The sequence below is a fragment of the Halomonas sp. ATBC28 genome, assembly GCF_005937175.1.
Classification (GTDB): Bacteria; Pseudomonadota; Gammaproteobacteria; order Pseudomonadales; family Halomonadaceae; genus Vreelandella; species Vreelandella titanicae.
Map to the genome: position 1 here is coordinate 185,051 of NZ_VCQL01000010.1, position 17,815 is coordinate 202,865.

Here is a 17,815-nt window from a genome sequence, read left to right on the forward strand (position 1 = left end):
AGGGAAGATAGGGGTTATATTTGGGTGGCGTCAAACCCCTCGATCAGCCCGTGACGGAGCGCTAAGTGAGTAAGCTCGACGTCGGTGGCAACCTGTAGTTTATCAAAGAGTCGGTAACGATAGGTGTTTACCGTTTTAGGGCTTAAGTGCAGGCGGTCGGAGATATCTTGCACTCGCTGGCAGTTAACGATCATCAGGGCAATCTGTAGCTCACGGTGGGAGAGGTGGCTAAACGGATTATCTTCCTCGGTGAAGTGCGAAAGCGCCAGGCGTTGGGCAATTTCCTGACTGACATAGCGGCGGCCATGAAACACTTGGCGAATGGCATCGGTCATTTCTATCGCATCTGCACCTTTGCTTAAAAAGCCTGAAGCACCTGCTTCAAGCATGCGGCGCAGCACGCTGTCTTCCATATGCGCGGTCAAGATCAAGACCTTCACGTCTTCCATGTTGCGGTGAATGCGTCGAGTGGCTTCGAGCCCGCCTATGCCCGGCATGCGAATATCCATCAACACGATGTCGGGTTTTAAATGGCGACACTGTGTTACTGCACTTTCGCCATCGTCGACCTCGCCCACAATTTTAATGTCACACTCTTCATTTAGCAGGTGAGCAATGCTGGTTCTTACTAGGTGATGATCATCGGCGATAAGTACACTGATCAATGGACAGGCTCCTGCTTGGAAACATCATGGACTCAGGCGTTGGCCTTGGACACTACTCTATCTTGTTAACTATATGTGCATATAGAGTGCCACAGCTAACGACAAAGGAGAATTAGTTGTCCGCTGCTGATGTAAAAACTTGACCGCGGTAAATGTTCACCGTAGTATCCGCCTCGCTGTTGGAAAGACAGCACGTGGGGCCTTAGCTCAGCTGGGAGAGCGCAACACTGGCAGTGTTGAGGTCAGCGGTTCGATCCCGCTAGGCTCCACCAACAAAAATTTCACCCAATATTAGAAAAAAGCCTCGTTGTTTAAACGAGGCTTTTTTTGTTTGCAGTAAATCGTTTATTCAGTGACCTTACCCAGAAGCAAAAACTCGATCAACGCTTTTTGTGCATGCAGGCGGTTGCCTGCTTCCTGCCAAACCACGGCACGTGGGTCGTCGAGCAGCGTGTGGCTGATCTCTTCTCCGCGATGGGCAGGCAGGCAGTGCAGGAAGAGGACGTCTTGGTCTGCCTGATCGAGCATGGCTTCAGTAACTTGGAAACCTGCGAAGTCGGCTTCACGTTTCGCCTGCTCCTCCTCTTGGCCCATGGAGGCCCAAACGTCGGTGGTGATCAGGTCGACGTGCTTTACCGCTTCCTGAGGGTCGTGCAGCAGCGTTACTTGATCGCCAGCGGCCGCCATAATATCGGCTCGGGGCTCGTAGCCTTTCGGGCAGCAAATGCGCAGATGGAAACCGAATTGGCGAGCGGCATTGATCCAGGAGTGGCACATGTTGTTACCATCACCAATCCACACTGCTGTGCGTCCCTTTACGCTGCCGCGTAGCTCAGTCCAGGTCATCACGTCGGCAAGTAGCTGGCAGGGGTGGTAGTCATCGCTTAAGGCGTTAATCACCGGTACGCTGCTGGCGCTGGCGTAGGTTTCCAGCCCAGCGTGGGAGAAGGTGCGAATCATCACCGCATCGACCATTTCAGACAGTACGCGAGCGGTGTCTTCAATTGGTTCGCCACGACCCAGCTGAGTATCGCGGGGGGAGAGAAAGAGTGCATGGCCGCCAAACTGTGCCATTCCCGTTTCAAACGAAACCCGTGTACGCGTCGATGATTTTTCAAAGATCATCGCCAGGGTACGGTTGGGGAAGGGTGTGTAAACAGGACCTTGGGCTTTTAGATTAGTTTTGATCGTAATAGCACGCTGGATCAAATAGTCCAGCTCATCTGGGGTCAAATCTAGCAAGGTCAGGAAATGGCGTGTCGCCATAAGGGCTTCTCTCCGCGCAAAAACACTATCCTAGCTATGCTGCAGGGGATGCGCAACGCGAACGGCATGCGTAGAATGCCATATACACGTTAAAGCCGAGCGCTCTACTCAGGTACTATTCTAAGTACGATTTCTTAAGTACTAGTCTCAAGTACCCATTACAAGGGCTAGGTTTTAGAATCAGGTTCAAGGATCTGGTTCAAGGGCTAAGCCTAGTAGATGAGTGAGAGGGCATCGGTCATCAATAAGCGAGGAAATAGTATGAGCACAACTGCCGAAAACATTCAGCGTCAAATTAGCGAAAATCCGATCCTGATTTACATGAAAGGTTCGCCCCAACTGCCTCAGTGTGGGTTTTCTGCCCAGACCGTCCAAGCGCTTATGAGCTGTGGCGAGCGTTTTGCGTTCGTTAACGTTCTGGATAATCCGGATATTCGCGCCGAGCTGCCCAAAATTGCTAACTGGCCGACCTTCCCACAACTGTGGGTAGAAGGCGAGCTGGTGGGTGGTTGCGACATCGTGGTTGAGATGCATCAAAGTGGCGAGCTGGAAAAGCTAGTAAAAGCCGCTGCTGAGCGTGCTGGTGCGGCGGAAGGTGGTGATAACGCCTAGGCGTTGTCTAAAATAGCCCGCTTTATTCAGGCGGTTGGCGGGCTGCGGTGCAACCGTTAGAATGGCGTTTGTTCTCGCATCGTCTTTGTTATGCATCGTGGCCTTTGCCCCACGCTGGCTACAGCGTGGGGCAAGTCAGCCCGCCGAAGGAAGTACAGCTTCATGAGTTATCAGGTTCTGGCCCGTAAGTGGCGGCCTCGCACATTCCACGAACTCGTGGGCCAGGCCCATGTTCAACGCGCCTTGGTCAATGCCCTGGATCAGGGTCGTTTGCATCATGCCTACCTGTTTACGGGGACTCGCGGTGTGGGCAAAACCACCTTGGCGCGTATTCTTGCCAAGTGTTTGAACTGCACGGCTAACGGACGTGGTGATGAGGGCATTACCTCTACACCGTGTGGGCAGTGCGATAGCTGTCAGGCAATTGATGAAGGGCGCTTTGTTGATCTTATTGAGGTCGATGCGGCGTCAAGAACCAAAGTAGAAGATACCCGGGAACTGCTGGACAATGTCCAGTATGCGCCTACCCAAGGGCGTTATAAGGTGTACCTGATCGATGAGGTGCACATGCTTTCCACCAGCAGTTTCAATGCGCTGCTGAAAACGCTGGAAGAGCCTCCCCCTCACGTTAAATTTCTGTTGGCGACCACCGATCCGCAAAAACTGCCGCCGACGGTACTTTCACGCTGTCTTCAATTTACCCTCAAACATATGCCACCAGAGCGCGTGGTGGAGCATCTCACCTATGTGTTGGGTGAAGAGGGCGTCGCTTTTGATGAAAGCGCCTTGTGGCTATTGGGTAAGGCGGCGGAAGGCTCAATGCGCGATGCCATGAGCCTCACCGATCAGGCTATTGCGTTTGGCCAGGGGGCCGTTCGTCATGCGGATGTGGCCGCCATGCTGGGCACCCTGGATCATCGCCATATTCTTGGGCTGGCAGAATCTCTGGCCGATGTGGATGTACAGCGCCTGCTCTCCGAAGTGGCCGAATTAGCCGAGCAAGGCCCGGACTTTGCCGCGGTGTTGGATGAGCTATCGAGCATACTGCACCGCTTGGCAGTGGCGCAGATGGTGCCGGATGCCGTGGATAACAGCCACGGTGATCGTGATGCTATCCTGCAGCTGGCAAGCCGCTTCACTGCTGAAGACATTCAGCTCTATTACCAGATTGGTATTCAGGGGCGTGGGGACATGGTGCACGCTCCTGATTTGCGCAGCGCGTTAGAGATGACGTTGCTGCGTATGTTGGCATTTCGCCCTCAGGGTGTACCGAAACCGCCGCGTACCCCGCTACCGCTTCGCCGCGAGCCTTCTCAATCGGCAGCGACCGAAACGAGTGCCCAAGTAGCAGAGACGCCATCACCGGCGCCGCAGCCCTCGCCAGCAGCTGATGCAAAGCCAGAAGTCCATTCCACACCAGGCGCTCAGCCTGAAACGCCATTAGAGCCAAGCCCTGAGCAGACAGCGTCTGCCGCTGAAGAGGAGCCGCCGCTGCAAGAGCCACCGCCTTGGGCAGTCGAAGCGGATACGCAAGCGTCTGAGGTGGAAGCTCCCCAGCAAGCCTCTGAGCCAGAGGCTATGTCTGAATCAGAACTTGCTACTGAGCCAGTGCCAGCCTCAGCGCCTTCACCCGATGCCGAGCCACAAACGGTGGAGCCCTCAACGGTGTTAGCGCCAGAAGCCTTTCCAGAAAGCCGGCCGGACATTCAGTCTGGCAAGCTGGATAATGCGCAGTGGTTGCAGTGCTTTGATTCTCTTGGCTTGGGTGGCTTAACCCGTAATTTGGCGGGTAACTGCCTGGTCGAGAGTGACGACGGTACGCTGCTGACGCTGCGCCTCGACCCCAGCCAAGAGGCCATGCAGGCGGAAGTACATCAAACCCGCATTGAGCGGGCGCTAAAAGAGCAGGGCATGCCAAGGCGAATAGCGTTTTACGTTGCCGAGTTGTCTAATAGCCTTGAGACGCCACGGCAGCGCGAAGAGCGTCTTAATAAAGAGCGTCATGCCCAGGCGGTTGATCTACTCAATCACGACCCCCATGTACAAAAGTTACAGCAGGCGTTTGGGGCAAAGCTGATAGAATCCAGCGTAAAGCCTGCCAACGCTATGCGCTAAGCTCATTTTCTAGACGCGTGATAGAAACACTCGTTTTAGCTATACCTTTTAACTACGTATGTTGGAGATCAGACCATGCTTAAAGGTGGAATGGGCAACTTAATGAAGCAAGCCCAAGAGATGCAGGAAAAAATGCAGCAAGCCCAGGAAGAGGTCGCCAAAGCCGAAGTCCAGGGTGAGGCGGGTGCCGGTATGGTCAAGGTCACCATGAACGGTCGCCATGACGTTTCAAACGTGACCATTGACCCCAGCGTCATGGAAGAGGACAAAGAGTTGCTGGAAGATTTGCTAGCCGCGGCGGTCAATGACGCAGTGCGCAAATTGGAAGTCAGTTCTAAACAGAAAATGGAAGAAGCGACGGCAGGTTTGAACCTTCCGCCCGGCTTTAAGATGCCGTTCTAAGCAATGCGTTTTTCTCCTCTCGTTGAGCAGTTAATGGATGCGTTTCGCGTATTGCCAGGCGTTGGGCCCAAAACGGCTCAGCGCATGGCGATGCATTTGCTGGAGCGTGAGCGTCCTGGAGGGCAGCGTCTGGCGGCGGTTATTCAACAAGCGATCGATGAAGTTGGATACTGCCAGCGCTGCCGCACGCTCACTGAAGCAGAGATCTGCATGCTGTGTGAAAGCCCGCGGCGCGATGATGCACTACTTTGCGTGGTGGAGTCGCCTGCCGATCAATTGGCGATTGAAGAAGCCGGTGGTTTTAAGGGGCGCTATTTTGTGCTCCACGGGCACCTTTCGCCGCTAGATGGCGTGGGGCCTGAGTCGATCGGTTTAGACTTACTGGAAGCGCGTGTTGCAGAAGGGCTCATCGAAGAGGTGGTGTTGGCGACTAACCCCACCATCGAAGGTGAAGCGACCGCCCATTATATTGCTTCGCTACTAGCAGAACACGGTGTCAAACTCTCGCGGCTTGCCTATGGCGTTCCCATGGGTGGAGAGCTGGAGTACGTAGATGGCGGCACTTTGAGCCGTGCATTTAATGGTCGCTTGCCGTTTGCCAGTGAATAAGCCTACCTAAAACGCAAATGCTTTAGTATTTGCGCCAACCTGGAAGAATGCTTTTGTCCTCTCTGACCCCCTCTTATCAATGGCTTGATACTCCAGAGGCGCTCGATGCAGCGTGTGAGCAAGTAGCCGATGCTTCTGTAATTGCTCTGGATACCGAGTTTTTCCGAGAGAACACGTTCTTTCCAGTGCCGGCGTTGGTTCAATTCACCGCGGGGGAAGAGGCTTATCTGATTGATCCGGTAGCCGTCCCGTGTACTGATAAATTCCGAGCCCTGCTGCAAAATAGTGCTATCAAGTTACTGCACGCCTGCAGCGAAGATCTAGAAGTCTTCCAGCACTGGGCAGGTGTATTGCCGGAACCGTTAATCGATACTCAGGTAGTACAAGGATTTTTAGGCGAAAATCCTGGAATGGGGTATCAAAAGCTGGTCGAATTTTGGGTCGGCGAAACCCTGCCTAAGGAAGAGACCCGCTCAAACTGGCTATTACGCCCGCTGTCGCCTGCGCAGTGCCAGTACGCTGCTCTGGATGTGATCTATTTGTTAAAAGTCTGGACGCTCCAGGCTGAAAAACTCGCCATGTTGGGGCGGCGTGAATGGGTAGACGCTGAGTGTGCTAGCTTAATTGAACAGGCGGGCCGCAGCGTCGATAACGACCAGCAGTGGTATACCCGTCAACGCCAATTGTGGCGCTTGACGCCCCGGCAAATGGAAGCGTATCGGCTGATGACCACCTGGCGTGAAGGCGAGACACGCCGTCGTGACTTGCCGCGCAACTGGTTGATTAGCGACAAGCTGCTATTTGCGATCGCCGAAAAGATGCCCAGTAATCGCTTCGAGCTCGCTGAGGTTGAAGGCGTTAAACCGGTGCTGATCAAAAAAGAGGGTGACGCACTGCTGGCAATGGTCAAACAGGCCCAGCACTGTGATGAAGAGGCGCTGCCCAAGCGTTGGCCAGACCCCATGCACCCGACGTTCAAATCACGCTTTAAAGCACTCAAGAAGGCGGTAACCGCTAAAGCTAATGACTTGGGTGTGGCACCGGAAATGCTCATGCGCCGCCGTGATATTGAAACACTGGTGATGCAGGACTTGGCAGGGGAACCTCTCACCTGGCCGACCGGTTGGCGTGGCGAATGTCTGAATGGCGCGTTGGCCCAGGCCCTTGAGGAGCGAGCATAATGAGCGACAAGCTGATTTGCGAGGTTTTTAAAAGCTCGCGTAAAGATGAAATGTATTTATATGTCGATAAGCGTCAAGGATTTGCAGACGTCCCTGCGCAATTACTTGAAACCTTCGGCAAGCCTGTACCGGTGTTTACCATGCTGTTGACCGCTGACAAAAAATTGTCACGGGTTAATGCGGCAGACGTGGTGGAAGGGATTAAAGACAAAGGGTTCTACCTGCAAATGCCGCCGCCGAAAGAGGCCTATTTGCTCGACGTGCATCGTGCCCATGTGGCTTCGCGCTCTGATGCCCGCTCTGACGAACAGTAGCGCCATCCGGCTATGAATTTTCTTGCCCATGCGTGGTTGGTGAGCGCTGGTAGCGATGATTTCCTCTACGGCAATTTAATTGCTGATGGCGTTAAGGGGCGCAATTTGGCCGATTGGCCTGCTGCTACTGCACTGGGCATTCGCCATCACCGCCGGGTAGATGCCTGGGTGGATAGTCATCCTAGCGTTGTTAATGCACGGCGCCGTGCGCCAACAGGGCAGCGGCGCTATGCGGGGATAGCCCTGGATATGGTGTGGGATCATTTTCTGGCTCGAGATACGGCAGGGCAGGCGGATCAGGACGCGATTATTGAGCGTTGTTATCGACTGCTCTCCGCCCGTACCGCGCCGAACCGGCTGGCCGGTATGATGCCGATTCTCGTCGAGCAGGACTGGCTAAGAGGCTATGCTGACTTTGCGTTTACCTGCCGGGCCGTTGCCGGGATTGGGCGGCGTTTGTCTGGCCCCAATCAGTTGGCTGCTTTAGTGCCTTGGCTGTACGACGATTATCAAGCGTTAGAGGCCGATTTCCAGACCCTATGGCCCGAACTATTGGCTGAATTAAGCCACCAAGATACACCCCCATCATAATGAGTTTTTCGTAATAATGAGCCAGGAGACGATGGAGACCGCAATGCGCGAACGTTTTTGGGAGCGCTTTACCCTCGAAGAGTTGACGCCCCAGGAGTGGGAAGCGTTATGCGATGGCTGTGGGCAGTGCTGCCTGCTAAAGTTGCACGACGAGGATACTCAGGAGTTAGCAGTACTGAACGTTGCTTGTCGCTTGCTGGATATTCACAGTTGCCAGTGCAGCGATTATGCGAACCGCTTTGAAACCGTTCCCGACTGCACCCAACTGACGCCTGCCTTGGTTAAAGAGTTCACCTGGCTGCCGCAGAGCTGTGGTTATCGGCGGGTGGCTGAAGGGCGCAAGTTGGCGGGTTGGCATCCGCTGTTAAGCAATGATGCCGAGCGGGTTCACCGCAAAGGCGTCAGCGTACGCAGCTTTGCGGTGTCCCAAGATGAGGTGCCCGAGCAGCAATTGGAGTCGCATATTATTGCCGTGCTGCCGATGTAGTTCCCTTCGAGCACTTTACTCAGCAGTTGAAGATGCTTGCGAGTGCAGTCCCAGCGCCCAGAGAATAAACGCGTCTTGGCGGGCGGTATCGCGCCACGCTTTGAATCGACCGGATGCGCCGCCGTGGCCGCTGCTCATATCGGTACGCATCAAAATCGGCGCTGAACCCAGCTGCTGCTGTGTCACCTGGGCATAAAACTTGGCGGGCTCCCAGTAGCTGACACGGGTGTCGAACCAACTGCCCTCAATCCATAGTGCAGGGTATATCTGCGCTTTAATGTTATCGATAGGTGAGTAAGCGGCTATTCGCTCGGCGACCTCTGGTTCTTCAGGGTTGCCCCACTCGCTGTACTCCGCGGTCGTCAGAGGCAGCTCCGGGTTCTGCATCGTGCGCAGCACGTCTAAGAAGGGCACGTCTAGCAGAGCGGCGCAAAACTTTTCCGGGGCACGATTAATGCAGGTGCCGACCAGCAGCCCTCCAGCGCTGGCGCCATAGGCCGCTATGCGCTGTGAATCACTGACACCCTGCTCCACAAGCGCTTCCCGGGCGGCCAGGAAATCGTTAAAGCTGTTCTCCTTGTGGGCCATCTTGCCGTTTAAATACCAGGGTTCGCCGCGCTCGCCGCCGCCACGCACATGAGCAACGGCAAAGGCCGCACCGCGCTCAAGCAGTTCCAGCCGGGCGATCGAGAACCAGGGGTCGAGAGCCTCACCGTAAGCGCCGTAGCCATACAGCAGCGTGGGTAAGGGCTGATCTGCCAGGTCGGCGCGCATCACCACCGATACGGGCACTTGCTCACCGTCGCTGCTGGTGGCCCAAAGGCGGCGACTGATGAGCTGTTCCGGCTGTAAGTTGCCGTAAACAGGTACCCGTTTCAGCAGCGTCCGCTCGCCGCTGGTTAGATCGAGTGAAAACCAGCTGGGCGGCTGGGTAAACGACTCTTCGCGCAGGCGCACTACCTGAGTATCGAAGTGCGGGGCATCTTCCAGCATCTGCGAGCAGGGTTGTTCAGGCAGTGCCAGGGTCTCATCCAGGGTGCAGCTATGCTGGGCATCAAACAGTAAACGCCGCAAACGCACTTGCGCTTGGGCATGGTCGCGCTCAGCCAGCATCAGCCCCCAAGAGAACGCATCAACACCTTCCAGGGTGGCTTCTTCACGGTGGGTGATTAACGTTTGCCAATTCAATTGGGGCTGACCAAGCTGACTTTCGGGCAGAAAGTCGAGCTGGAAGTGAGCACCTGCCTGGTTATGCAGGCGGTAAAAGCTGCCTGGTCGGTGATCAATGCTGTACTCAACCCCCGCCTGGCGCTGCTGAATACACAGCGGGGCCGAATCAGGAGAGTGAGCGGCCAATAGGTGAATTTCACTGGTGTCTTTTGAGCCGCTTTCTAGCAGCAGCCACGACCGCGAGCGCGTTTTGCCAATACCGAGCCAAAACTCAGGATCCTCTTCCCGTAGCACCAATACTGGCTCATTTGCAGCATCAGGCTCCATCAGTGAAAGCGCAAGCCGCCAAACGCTGTCTGGGCGCTGAGTGTCGTCAAACCGCGTGAACAGCAGCGTCGCTGTAGTGGCAGTTTGATCTTCTGCCCAGCAAAGCCCCGCACCAATATCGCTTAATAGTTGCACGGGCGTTCCGTTAGGCAGCGCTTTCAGCCACAGAGTAAAACGCTCGTCGCCTTGAGTATCTTCTGTCCAGGCCAACCACTGCTCATCGGGTGACAGCGCCATATCGCCCATGTCGTAAAAGTCTTGCTCGGCGGCACGGGCTCTAACGTCGAAAAAGCATTCCTGTTGTTCAGGCTGGCGATTGGGGTGGCGCCACCAGCAGGGGTAATCATCTTCGGCACTGGTTTCGTTCCAGAACGTGAAGTGGTCAAGCGTTGTCTTAAGGCTGGTCACGGCTAATTCGCGGCGCGCCAGGTGACTCTGGTATAACGCTTCCTCCAGCGGGGAAAGCGGGGCAAACCAATCGGCTTGTTGCTGGTTAGCGGCCTCTAAAAAGGCACTGACCTGTGGGTCGTCGCGCTCTTCTAACCAGTGCCATTGCGGGTCATTAGCGCGATAATAGTGTGCAGCGGGTAAGCCTGAAGGTATGCCTTGCTGTGCTTTCATAAATTGATAGGTACCATAACGGGAAATCAACGTCGGGTGAGTTCACCCATATGAGGGGTATTATGCTGTTTGCAAATTCAACGCCACTACTGTGGTTGAGTTATTACGGGCTGTCGCTGTTAGTGATTATCGCAGTCTACTTTGCGTTCACTTTTCTGCCTCGCTTGCCACGTCTTGTACTGACCTGGATGGTGGCAGGGGCGATATGGGCACCCGCCACTTTCCGGCTGCCGCTAATAGAAGAGGGTGAATTCTATACCGGTTGGGCACCTTCGGCGATGGTGGCGGCGGTTGGGTTTTTAGAAAACAACGGCGCAGCACTTCGTGGCGGGCTAATGTGGCTGGTGTTAGGGATGGCATTAGGCGCGCTGATTGGCGTTGCTCTGTGGTGGTGGCGCCGTCCTGGGGACGATGAGTATGTCGCCCAGGAAGAAGAGAGTGCCGATGAAAGCGAATCACCACGCCGTCGCGAACCGGTGATTGGTTAATGCCTGTGTTTAGGTTCCATGCTTTTGCAGAGAGCGCCGGGTGTCTATGTATTGGTAAAGCGTATGTGTGAACTGCTGGGTATGAGCGCCAATGTGCCCACCGATATCTGTTTTAGCTTTTCGGGCTTTTTGCATCGCGGTGGGGGCACCGGCCCTCATCGCGATGGTTGGGGAATTGCCTTCTACGAAGAGGGCGGTTACCGCGATTTTCGCGACCCCCATCCCTCCGTCGATTCCCCTATCGCCCGGCTAATTTGCGATTACCCGATTAAGTCCAATGTGGTGATCAGTCACATTCGCCAGGCCAACGTGGGGGGCGTAAAGCTTGCCAATACCCACCCTTTCACGCGCGAAATGTGGGGGCGACCCTGGTGTTATGCTCACAATGGGCAATTAAGTGGCTGGGAGCGTTTAGCGTTAGGAAACTACACCCCGGTTGGCAGCACCGATAGCGAGTACGCCTACTGCTGGTTAATGGGGGAGATTCGCCGTGAATTTCCTTGCCCGCCAGCAGATCCCACAACGCTGTGGGAGCGCTTGCACCAGCTATGTGAGCAGCTAAGAGCGCTGGGCGTGTTCAATATGCTGCTCTCCGATGGCGGCTATTTATATACATTTTGCGCCACGAAGCTTGCACATATTACCCGCTGCGCGCCCTTCGGCGAGGCGGAACTCTCCGACGCCGAGATGACGGTGAATTTTGCCGAACATACCACGCCTGACGACATCGTTTCAGTAATTGCCACTGAACCGCTCACGCACAATGAAGCCTGGCAGCGCATGGTGCCGGGTGAGCTATTGGTCTGGCGCGATGGAGAAATTCAGGCGCGTTACTGTCCATAAAGAAACGATCTACTAAATTGGAATGAGGGACGCAGCAGAAAATCAAGTGAGCCCGACTATGGGCTAAAGTTGAAACGTTAGTTTCAATCGATCGTTTTACAGCCTGTTAGAGGTCGTATATCGTTGGGCTTCTTAACCTATTTTTTCAGATAGAGCCTAGCGACAACAACAAGGTCGGTGACTTACGCCGACGCCAATAGCGGAGATTGCCCATGAGCGAACACGCCAACGCCGCCGTTTTACGTGGCCCAGCGCTTGAAGGGTTGGATCAGTACGATTCAGTCACGGATGTTTTTCATAACGCAGTAACACGCTTTAAGGACAAGCCAGCTTTTTCCTGTATGGGAAAAACGCTCTCTTTCGCTGATCTTGACCGCCTCTCTGCAGACTTTGCTGCATGGCTACAGCATGAAACCGACCTCGTTCCCGGTGATCGTATCGCCATCCAGTTGCCCAACGTACTGCAGTTTCCTGTGGCGGTATTCGGTGCACTGCGCGCAGGCTTGGTAGTGGTCAACACCAACCCGCTATATACCGAGCGGGAAATGGCCAACCAGTTCAAGGACTCCAACGCTAAAGCCATTGTGATTTTGGCCAATATGGCGGACAAGCTGGAGAAAGTGCTCGATAAAACAGATATCAAGCATGTGCTCGTCACCCAGCTAGCTGACTTGCACGATGTGCCCAAGCGCTGGTTAATCAATGCAGTGGTCAAGCACGTTAAGAAAATGGTGCCTGCTTATTCACTGCCCAGTGCGGTTGGCTTCCGTGATGCGCTAAAAAAAGGTGCCTCGCTAAGTCATACCGAGGTCAAGAAGAGCCCCGACGATTTAGCCGCGCTTCAATATACCGGTGGCACCACGGGTATGCCAAAAGGCGCAATGCTGACCCATCGCAATCTCATCGCCAATATGCTGCAAGCGCGGGAAGCGATTGGTACTCATCTGACCGATGGCGAAGAGTTGGTTATCGCACCGCTACCGGTTTATCACATCTATACCTTTACGGTTAACTGCCTGTTCCTAATGGAAACCGGTAACCACTCTTTGCTGATCACTAATCCTCGCGACCTGGATGGTTTTATCAAAGAGCTCAAGGGGGTGCCCTTTAGCGCTTTTATCGGCCTCAATACGCTGTTTAATGCGCTATGTAATCGCGACGATTTCAAGCAGCTCGATTTTTCCAAATTGAAACTGACGATCTCCGGCGGCATGGCGCTGACCAAAGCAGCGGCGCAGCGTTGGGAAAAAACCACCGGTTGCCCAATTGCCGAGGGGTATGGTCTGACCGAGACTTCTCCCATTGTTAGCTTCAACCCGACCGATGCGATCCAACTGGGCACTATCGGTAAGCCCGTGGCAGGCACCGCGGTAAAAGTCGTCGACGCCGATGGCAACGACGTGGCATTGGGCGAGCCGGGAGAACTGTGCGTGCAAGGGCCACAGGTGATGAAAGGCTACTGGCAGCGTGAAGATGAAACCCGTGACGCCATCGATGAGGATGGCTGGTTCCGCACCGGCGACATCGCTGTGCTGCAGGATGATGGCTATATCCGCATCGTTGATCGCAAAAAAGATATGATCCTGGTCTCTGGCTTTAATGTTTATCCCAACGAAGTTGAAGATGTGGTGGCAGCCCACCCAGATGTACTTGAGTCTGCCGCGGTCGGTGTGCCAGATGAAAATGCTGGCGAAGCCATCAAGCTGTTTGTGGTCAGTAAAAATGACCAGCTAGATGAAAAAACACTACGCGACTGGTGCAAGAAAGAGCTCACTGGCTATAAAGTGCCGAAATTCATAGAGTTTCGCGATGAGTTGCCCAAAACCAACGTGGGTAAAGTGCTCCGCCGCCAGCTGCGCGACGAAGAGCCCTCAAAAACGTAACCGTTACATGACGACTCGGCGCTGTGGTTAGGCGTCGCGGCGCTGAAAGCGTTACACTATACGACCCGCTCAATTGAGCGGGTTGATTTTTTATAACTCTTACTAATATCTCTTGTTAAATGCCCAAGCGAATGGAAGCCGACTCAATCGTGACCACCGACACATCCCCAGCCCCCACCGATAGTCAACGTCTTGCGTCGCTGAAACAGGCCGCGGGCGATGTGATGCTGCGCGATGCAGAGCGGCTGGAGCGCCGGCTGGCTGGTTTAAACCGTCGCCTACGTGATAGCAAACCGATTAGCCGTGGCTTGGACGAGGTGCAGCGCGAGCTTGGTCGTGCCCAGCAGCAGCTCAGTCAGCGCGAAAGCCAAAAGGTCGCCTTCAATTACCCGCCAGAATTGCCGGTGGTCGAACGCCGGGAGGATATTGTCAACGCCATCCGCGATCATCAGGTCGTGGTGGTGGCGGGGGAGACCGGCTCAGGCAAAACCACCCAGCTGCCTAAAATGTGTTTGGAACTGGGCCGAGGCCGCCGTGGCTTAATTGGTCACACTCAGCCACGCCGCCTAGCCGCCCGCAGTGTCGCCAGTCGCCTGGCGGAAGAGCTGGAAGTCTCTTTGGGTGAGCAGGTGGGCTATCAGGTGCGCTTCACCGACCAGAGCAGCCCGACGACCCTGGTCAAACTGATGACCGACGGGATTTTGCTGGCCGAGACTCAGCATGATCCGCTGCTGCTGCGTTACGACACCATCATTATTGATGAAGCCCACGAGCGCAGCCTGAATATCGACTTTCTACTCGGCTACCTCAAACGTTTGCTCCCCAAGCGGCCCGATCTAAAAGTCATCATTACCTCGGCGACTATCGACGTAGAGCGCTTTGCCAAACACTTCGGCACCGCCAAGGCGCCTGCACCGGTGGTGGAAGTCACCGGGCGTACCTACCCCGTTGAAGTGCACTACCGGCCGCTGGTACGCGACGAGGACGATGAAGAAGACCGCACGCTGCAAGAGGGTATTCTGCACGCGGTGGAAGAGATTGAAGCCGTTGAGCGTGAAAAAGGCTGGTTGCATGGCCCTCGCGATGTGCTGGTGTTTTTACCTGGTGAGCGCGAAATTCGTGAAACCGCCGATACCCTGCGCCACGCCGAGCTGAAAGGCACTGAAATCCTGCCACTCTACGCGAGACTCTCCAACGAAGAGCAGAACCGTGTGTTTGCGCCGCACCGCGGTCGGCGCATTGTACTCGCCACCAACGTCGCGGAAACGTCGCTGACCGTACCCGGTATTCGCTACGTGATCGACCCCGGCCTCGTGCGTATCAGCCGCTATAGCTACCGTTCCAAGATCCAGCGACTGCCGGTAGAAGCGGTTAGCCAGGCCAGTGCCAACCAGCGTAAAGGGCGCTGTGGGCGGATTGCCGAAGGCGTGTGCATTCGCCTCTACAGCGAAGAGGATTTCCTATCCCGGCCCGGCTTTACCGACCCGGAAATCCAGCGCACCAACCTTGCCTCGGTGATTCTCTCGATGCTGGGGCTCAAGCTCGGCGATATCGAGGCCTTTCCGTTTGTTGATCCACCGGATAGCCGCTTTGTTAAAGACGGCTTTCGACTGCTGTTCGAGCTGGGGGCGGTGGATGACAAGCAGCGCCTTTCTCCGCTTGGGCGTAAGCTGGCGCGGCTGCCGATTGACCCGCGCTTGGCGCGAATGGTGTTGGCGGGTGCCGAATTCGGCAGCCTTCGCGATGTGCTGATCGTCGTCTCGGCGCTAGCCATCCAAGACCCCCGCGACCGACCGACGGATAAGCGCCAGGCGGCCGACCAAGCTCACCAGCGCTGGCATGATCCGGATTCCGATTTTGTCGCCTTGCTGAACCTTTGGCACGGCATTGAGAATGCCCGTGAGGCGCTTTCAGGCAATCAGCTGCGCCGCTGGTGCCGTGAGCACTACATCAACTACCTGCGCATGCGCGAATGGCACGACACCTTCCGCCAACTGCGCCAACTGCTGCGCGATATGGATATCGACGTGCCCGCGCCGCCGCCCCGTAATGAAGACGAGAGCGAAGAACAGGCGCGTCAAACGCGGCGTAAAACGTCGGGTAAGGTGCATCAGGCGCTACTCTCGGGGCTGCTCTCTAATCTGGGGACGTTGGTGGAGAACCGCGAGTATCTCGGCGCCCGCAATCGCAAGTTTATGATTCATCCAGGCTCAGGGTTGGCTAAGAAGTCGCCCAAGTGGATCATGGCGTTCGAGATGGTGGAAACCTCCAAGCTGTTTGCCCGCACTGTGGCCAAAATCGATCCCCAGTGGATTGAACCCCAGGCGCAGCACCTGGTTAAACGCAGCTACAGCGAACCGCATTGGGAAATGAAGCGCGCCCAGGTAGTGGCCTTTGAACAGGTCACGCTGTTTGGTCTGCCGATTGTGGCGCGGCGCAAGGTACATTACGGGCCAATCGCGCCCCAGGAGTCCCGGGAGCTGTTTATTCGCCGTGCGCTGGTGGAAGGGGAATTTCACACCAAAGGTGCCTTCTTTGCTCATAACCGCGCGTTGATCGACGAAGTCGTAGCGCTGGAAGATCGCGCTCGGCGGCGAGATATTCTGGTCGATGAAGACACGCTCTATGATTTTTACGACCAGCGGATCCCGGCGGAGATAGTCAACGGCAAGGGCTTTGAGCACTGGCGCAAGCAGGCCGAGCAGCAAGAGCCACAATTACTGCATTTCGATATTGATTCACTTAAAGCGCGCGACACGGAGGACGTTACCCAGGCGCAGTATCCTGATCATTTGATTCTGGCGGGCGTCGCGTATCCGGTAAGCTACCACTTTGACCCCGAAGCCGAGGATGACGGTGTTACCCTGACCGTTCCCGCTGCAATGTTGCCCCAGGTGCCGGTGCATGCTCTAGAGTGGTTGGTACCTGGGCTGCTGCGTGAAAAGTGTATTGCGCTTCTGAAGTCACTGCCGAAAAGCATCCGCCGCCAGGTGGTGCCGATTCCTGATTGGGTGGATGCGGCGCTGGAAACCCTGGTGCCCGATCAGCGCCCGTTAACCGAGGCCTTGGGGGAGTTCATTCGCCGCCGTACATCGACGCGGGTGCATCCCGACGACTGGCGCCTCGACGTGCTCGAACCGCATCTGATCATGAATATTCGCGTGGTCGATCACGCGGGCGAAACCTTAGGGCAGGGGCGCGATCTGCGTGCTTTAGAGCAGCGCTTTGAAGCGGCAGCCAGCGCAGGCGCCCAGGCACTGGCTGAACAGGTTAGCCAAGAGCCCGCTGTGGCCGGGCTACCCAAGACGCCGCTGCCCGCTTCGCGCGTTACCACCCAGGCAGGTATTCGCGTAGAGGCGTATCCTGCCCTGGTCGCTGAAAGCCGGATTGCGAAAACCAGCGGTCTTGACGCCAGCGAGTTCAAGGTGGCGTTGTTTGATCACCCTGCAAAAGCTGACGCTGCCCACCAGGAGGGCATCGCTCGGCTGGCAATTGCCAAGCTACCTGAACAGGTTAAAGCGATTAAACAACTGCCGGGTGTTGAGAAGTGCGCGCTACTGTTCGCCAAAGTGGGTAGTAAACAAGCTTTGATCGACGATCTGCTGCTTGCGGTGTTTACCCAGGTGATTGCTCAGCACCCCCTGCCGCGCTCGGAAGGCGAGTTTAGCCAGCGACTAAACGCTACTCAGGGTCAGCTTGTAGACGAAGCGAAAGCACTGCTGGTACGCGTAGAGGCCGCGCTAAAAGGGCATCTGGCGGTCAGTAAGGTGCTCAAAGGGAAGCTTAATTTTGCTCTGGCGCTGGTGTATAGCGATGTTAGCGCGCAGATGCAGCGTCTGGTCTATCCAGGCTTTATTCGCGATGCGGGCGCTTGGCTGGACGAATACCCGCGCTACACCGAGGCGGCGCTCATTCGGCTTGAAAAAGCCGCCCGTGAGCGCGGTCGCGATCAAATGATGATGCAAGATGTCCAGGCATTAGAGGCCCGCTTTGATGCCCGCCGCGAAAGCGAGCGACGCGGAAGGGTGGAAGATCCTGAATTGGTCGCTTTTGGCTGGTGGCTGCAGGAGCTTAGAGTATCGCTATTTGCACAGCAGTTGGGGACTAACATGGTGGTGTCGGTAAAACGATTGGAAAAACGCTGGCAAGAGATCACTAGCGTTTAGCTAGGGGTTGAAAAAAGTTGCTGGAAAAACCGCTATTTTACGCACACAGTAACGTGATGGGTTCGCCGTAAGTCG

15 protein-coding genes and 1 tRNA gene are annotated in these 17,815 nt (G+C 55.6%); 13 read left to right on the top strand and 3 right to left on the bottom strand.

Features of this window, described 5'->3' with window-relative positions; translation table 11 throughout:
• Positions 1–14: 14 nt before the first annotated feature.
• Entirely contained in the window at positions 15–665 is a 651-nt protein-coding gene (gene uvrY, locus E0L35_RS13585) for a UvrY/SirA/GacA family response regulator transcription factor (RefSeq protein ID WP_138800536.1), read from the bottom strand.
• A gap of 196 nt (positions 666–861) precedes the next feature.
• On the opposite strand from uvrY, the gene E0L35_RS13590 reads away from it, so the two are divergent.
• A tRNA-Ala gene (locus E0L35_RS13590) sits at positions 862–937 on the top strand.
• 73 nt (positions 938–1,010) lie between these two features.
• Here E0L35_RS13590 and argF read toward each other — a convergent pair.
• The gene (gene argF / locus E0L35_RS13595) at positions 1,011–1,931 is read right to left on the bottom strand and encodes an ornithine carbamoyltransferase (RefSeq protein WP_009288008.1); all 921 of its coding nucleotides are present in this window, start codon (positions 1,929–1,931) and stop codon (positions 1,011–1,013) included.
• A 261-nt stretch (positions 1,932–2,192) separates the two neighbouring features.
• Here argF and grxD point away from each other — a divergent pair, with 261 nt between their 5' ends.
• The 8 genes from grxD to E0L35_RS13635 all read left to right on the top strand — a co-directional run bounded on the left by grxD (position 2,193) and on the right by E0L35_RS13635 (position 8,242).
• Entirely contained in the window at positions 2,193–2,543 is a 351-nt protein-coding gene (grxD, locus tag E0L35_RS13600; RefSeq protein ID WP_022522910.1) for a Grx4 family monothiol glutaredoxin, read from the top strand.
• Positions 2,544–2,705: 162 nt separating this feature from the next.
• Positions 2,706–4,658 carry a DNA polymerase III subunit gamma/tau gene (gene dnaX, locus E0L35_RS13605; protein WP_138800537.1) on the top strand — a complete coding sequence of 651 codons (1,953 nt, stop codon included), beginning with the start codon at positions 2,706–2,708 and terminating at the stop codon, positions 4,656–4,658.
• Between the two features lie 75 nt (positions 4,659–4,733).
• The gene (locus E0L35_RS13610; protein WP_022522912.1) at positions 4,734–5,060 is read left to right on the top strand and encodes a YbaB/EbfC family nucleoid-associated protein; all 327 of its coding nucleotides are present in this window, start codon (positions 4,734–4,736) and stop codon (positions 5,058–5,060) included.
• 3 nt (positions 5,061–5,063) lie between these two features.
• The gene (gene recR / locus E0L35_RS13615) at positions 5,064–5,669 is read left to right on the top strand and encodes a recombination mediator RecR (protein ID WP_009288010.1); all 606 of its coding nucleotides are present in this window, start codon (positions 5,064–5,066) and stop codon (positions 5,667–5,669) included.
• Between the two features lie 47 nt (positions 5,670–5,716).
• Complete coding sequence (gene rnd / locus E0L35_RS13620; protein ID WP_138800538.1) at positions 5,717–6,850, top strand: ribonuclease D; 1,134 nt, start codon at positions 5,717–5,719, stop codon at positions 6,848–6,850.
• Positions 6,850–7,164: a YcgL domain-containing protein gene (locus E0L35_RS13625; protein WP_022522914.1), complete on the top strand. Its 315-nt coding sequence runs from the start codon at positions 6,850–6,852 to the stop codon at positions 7,162–7,164. The genes rnd and E0L35_RS13625 overlap by 1 nt, the downstream gene beginning before the upstream one ends.
• 12 nt (positions 7,165–7,176) lie before the next feature.
• The gene (locus tag E0L35_RS13630; protein ID WP_138800539.1) at positions 7,177–7,755 is read left to right on the top strand and encodes an ACP phosphodiesterase; all 579 of its coding nucleotides are present in this window, start codon (positions 7,177–7,179) and stop codon (positions 7,753–7,755) included.
• Between the two features lie 31 nt (positions 7,756–7,786).
• Positions 7,787–8,242, top strand: a complete 456-nt coding sequence (locus E0L35_RS13635; RefSeq protein WP_041159210.1) for a YcgN family cysteine cluster protein — start codon at positions 7,787–7,789, stop codon at positions 8,240–8,242.
• A gap of 15 nt (positions 8,243–8,257) precedes the next feature.
• Here E0L35_RS13635 and E0L35_RS13640 read toward each other — a convergent pair whose 3' ends face one another.
• Entirely contained in the window at positions 8,258–10,360 is a 2,103-nt protein-coding gene (locus tag E0L35_RS13640) for a prolyl oligopeptidase family serine peptidase (protein ID WP_138800540.1), read from the bottom strand.
• A gap of 62 nt (positions 10,361–10,422) precedes the next feature.
• Here E0L35_RS13640 and E0L35_RS13645 point away from each other — a divergent pair, with 62 nt between their 5' ends.
• The 4 genes from E0L35_RS13645 to hrpA all read left to right on the top strand — a co-directional run bounded on the left by E0L35_RS13645 (position 10,423) and on the right by hrpA (position 17,740).
• Entirely contained in the window at positions 10,423–10,848 is a 426-nt protein-coding gene (locus tag E0L35_RS13645) for a hypothetical protein (RefSeq protein ID WP_138800541.1), read from the top strand.
• Between the two features lie 63 nt (positions 10,849–10,911).
• Positions 10,912–11,691 carry a class II glutamine amidotransferase gene (locus tag E0L35_RS13650; protein WP_027958452.1) on the top strand — a complete coding sequence of 260 codons (780 nt, stop codon included), beginning with the start codon at positions 10,912–10,914 and terminating at the stop codon, positions 11,689–11,691.
• Between the two features lie 212 nt (positions 11,692–11,903).
• On the top strand, positions 11,904–13,574 hold the full coding sequence (locus E0L35_RS13655) for an AMP-binding protein (RefSeq protein WP_138800542.1): 1,671 nt from the start codon (positions 11,904–11,906) through the stop codon (positions 13,572–13,574).
• A 131-nt stretch (positions 13,575–13,705) separates the two neighbouring features.
• Complete coding sequence (gene hrpA / locus E0L35_RS13660; protein ID WP_138800543.1) at positions 13,706–17,740, top strand: ATP-dependent RNA helicase HrpA; 4,035 nt, start codon at positions 13,706–13,708, stop codon at positions 17,738–17,740.
• Positions 17,741–17,815: the final 75 nt, after the last annotated feature.

Coding starts and splice junctions, on each gene's coding strand:
- rnd (WP_138800538.1), top strand. CDS start 5,717: ATGCTTTTGTCCTCTCTGACCCCCTCTTATCAATGGCTTGATACTCCA.
- recR (WP_009288010.1), top strand. CDS start 5,064: ATGCGTTTTTCTCCTCTCGTTGAGCAGTTAATGGATGCGTTTCGCGTA.
- argF (WP_009288008.1), bottom strand. CDS start 1,931: ATGGCGACACGCCATTTCCTGACCTTGCTAGATTTGACCCCAGATGAG.
- E0L35_RS13630 (WP_138800539.1), top strand. CDS start 7,177: ATGAATTTTCTTGCCCATGCGTGGTTGGTGAGCGCTGGTAGCGATGAT.
- E0L35_RS13640 (WP_138800540.1), bottom strand. CDS start 10,360: ATGAAAGCACAGCAAGGCATACCTTCAGGCTTACCCGCTGCACACTAT.
- E0L35_RS13645 (WP_138800541.1), top strand. CDS start 10,423: ATGCTGTTTGCAAATTCAACGCCACTACTGTGGTTGAGTTATTACGGG.
- dnaX (WP_138800537.1), top strand. CDS start 2,706: ATGAGTTATCAGGTTCTGGCCCGTAAGTGGCGGCCTCGCACATTCCAC.
- E0L35_RS13655 (WP_138800542.1), top strand. CDS start 11,904: ATGAGCGAACACGCCAACGCCGCCGTTTTACGTGGCCCAGCGCTTGAA.
- grxD (WP_022522910.1), top strand. CDS start 2,193: ATGAGCACAACTGCCGAAAACATTCAGCGTCAAATTAGCGAAAATCCG.
- hrpA (WP_138800543.1), top strand. CDS start 13,706: ATGGAAGCCGACTCAATCGTGACCACCGACACATCCCCAGCCCCCACC.
- E0L35_RS13635 (WP_041159210.1), top strand. CDS start 7,787: ATGGAGACCGCAATGCGCGAACGTTTTTGGGAGCGCTTTACCCTCGAA.
- E0L35_RS13610 (WP_022522912.1), top strand. CDS start 4,734: ATGCTTAAAGGTGGAATGGGCAACTTAATGAAGCAAGCCCAAGAGATG.
- E0L35_RS13625 (WP_022522914.1), top strand. CDS start 6,850: ATGAGCGACAAGCTGATTTGCGAGGTTTTTAAAAGCTCGCGTAAAGAT.
- E0L35_RS13650 (WP_027958452.1), top strand. CDS start 10,912: ATGTGTGAACTGCTGGGTATGAGCGCCAATGTGCCCACCGATATCTGT.